Here is a 2,323-nt window from a genome sequence, read left to right on the forward strand (position 1 = left end):
GTCACACCCTCATCCTTCCATCTCATTGCTTCGGTAAAAACCCCAATGAGACGATCTAACAGCAAGCCGTTATCTATCGTTGTGAAATATTCGAATAGATTATGCGCATGCTCACCACGCGTCACAAGATAACTTGGCTCAATATGATCATTAGCAGCACCAGTCACCCATACCGCGTCACTGACAGGGCGCTCAAGAAACTCACGCTTAATTACCCCAAGCTCAGCAATCCCCTCCTGCAACGAAGCCGCTTCTACACGACCCCAATACAACTGCCGCATCACCACAGGAAAACGACTACCCCACACACCGTCTTCCAACCGCATACACACCGTAGCAAAAAACTCAGTAAAAAAACCTTCCGTACCAATACTAACAAGGTTAAACCAATACTTTAACCCTAAAGCCATAATGACTCCTTCCAAAAGACAACTTCAACATTTACACCTGTCGGTGATTTTTCAAGTATTTTGCTTGTCACATAAGCTCTAGTCTCACTACTGACATCCTGCCCCCTAATATCAATCAAAATCGTCTGACGCATACCCTCAGGCAAATGCCTCACGCGCTGCTTCACCTGCCGAACCACATTGTTCTAACAAGACCACGATATCTCTCACCTGAATAATCGAATCACAACATATAAATCAGCGCTACCGCTCATGTGCCATACAATACTCTTCGATACGCGCATAACTCTCGCTACCAGCTATGGAAAAACCTGTTTTACCTTGCTCTAAAAGCGCATGCGCACGCTGACGAGCTTTCGCATACTCACCATTACTTAAATCCAGCAGCATATAATGCAAATCAGGATTAAACATACGATTCGATCGAAAACGAGACTCACGAACCTGCTCATCCTCAATAATCGCAACCACACTCTGCTGAGCCAAATCAATAAAATCGGCTACACCATCCACCAGCAACACATACTCACGCGATTGCGCTACCCACTGACCAACAAGCTCACTCAACACATGATATAAATATTGCTCGCTACCACCACTCTCGTCAACGCTCATATCACGACCAAAAAACACTAATGGAAATGTACTTAACGCATCATCACAACGCATCACCGCTACATCACAGAACTCATCATGACCAAAAACATGCCAAAGCATATCATCACTGACCACAGGTTTAATCAACCCAAAAACACTCAACTGATTCCCATCTGCAGTATCTGCTCTCACATTAATAGTGAGTACTACCCAATATTGCCCAACCTGCTGAAACAAAATGTTTTGATAATACCCAACACCAAACTGCCGAGCAATCTCAGGCACTACACGCAACACCTGCTCAAAACATTCACTGCCATAATGCGCTTCATGATAGCCAACCAACCGTTGCAACGAAATCACTCTACCCTGCTCATCGCCACCATACTGAGCCTCATGAGCACGACAATAATCCACAACATACTCGTAAATATTGCGATTACCATTGACCATATTACCAGTTCTATGATTCGCCAATTCAAGCACGGCACGCTCTCGCGCCTGCGCAAACCCTCCACGAATAATATCTATCAACATCCAAGTCAACGCACTATCAAACGGATACAGCCGCCTACCATGAGCTACACGATCTGCATAACGCGCATACTCCTCCACACTCCCCAAGCGTGCAACCAGCCCACGTAAATCACGCATCATATCGGACACAGTCTCTTCAATAAACACAGCAACCTGATCAACACTATCAACCTGCCTCTTACTCATTGCAACAGGAAGCGCTCCAACAGTAAAAGCACCATACACACGCAAACTTAACGGTCCACGACGATTACTTGACATATCAAAAACATCCCAAAAAACATCATCCAAGACCATAGGCTTCAACATTGCACGGAGCATAATAGTGTTGCCAGCAACACCCTCTACAAAACACGAAACAGAAACCACATACCCATCAACCACTCCAAACAAAACATCCTCACGAAGCCGCAAACCAAACTGATGCTTCACCAATCTCAACACCCGAGTAATCTCACTCTCAAGCTGCCGCTTCAACACATTCCTAACCATCAATGCCCTTCCTTATCACTTCTACGTTTGTCCCGCTTGGAATCTGATAATTGTTCTCAAAAATACCCTTCCCATGACCAATAACATGTGCCCCACTATCTAAAATTTCTGGAAAGTCCTTTTTCTGATTTCTCGTAAGCCGTGCAGTTGGAGAAGATTTATATTCTTGGACGATTATTTCTCCAGTTTTATTATCGATCCCAGCACCCCATCAGCATCATGAGACAAATAAAAAGCATCATCACCCACATGCTGCATCACCGGAGCATCAATCCCAGTACCATCCA

2 protein-coding genes are annotated in these 2,323 nt (G+C 44.8%); both read right to left on the bottom strand.

Annotated elements, in window-relative coordinates; genetic code table 11:
- The coding region (locus tag IEU85_RS08585) for an Imm70 family immunity protein (RefSeq protein ID WP_188355852.1) at nucleotides 1–410 on the bottom strand (410 nt) is incomplete at its 3' end.
- Nucleotides 411–653: 243 nt separating this feature from the next.
- On the bottom strand, nucleotides 654–2,036 hold the full coding sequence (locus IEU85_RS08590) for a hypothetical protein (RefSeq protein ID WP_188355853.1): 1,383 nt from the start codon (nucleotides 2,034–2,036) through the stop codon (nucleotides 654–656).
- Nucleotides 2,037–2,323 lie beyond the last annotated feature (287 nt).

Source organism: Galliscardovia ingluviei, assembly GCF_014635685.1.
Lineage (GTDB): Bacteria > Actinomycetota > Actinomycetes > Actinomycetales > Bifidobacteriaceae > Galliscardovia > Galliscardovia ingluviei.

Bases quoted from the DNA above. Each gene is read 5' to 3' on its own strand.
- IEU85_RS08590 (WP_188355853.1), bottom strand. From the start codon at position 2,036: ATGGTTAGGAATGTGTTGAAGCGGCAGCTTGAGAGTGAGATTACTCGG.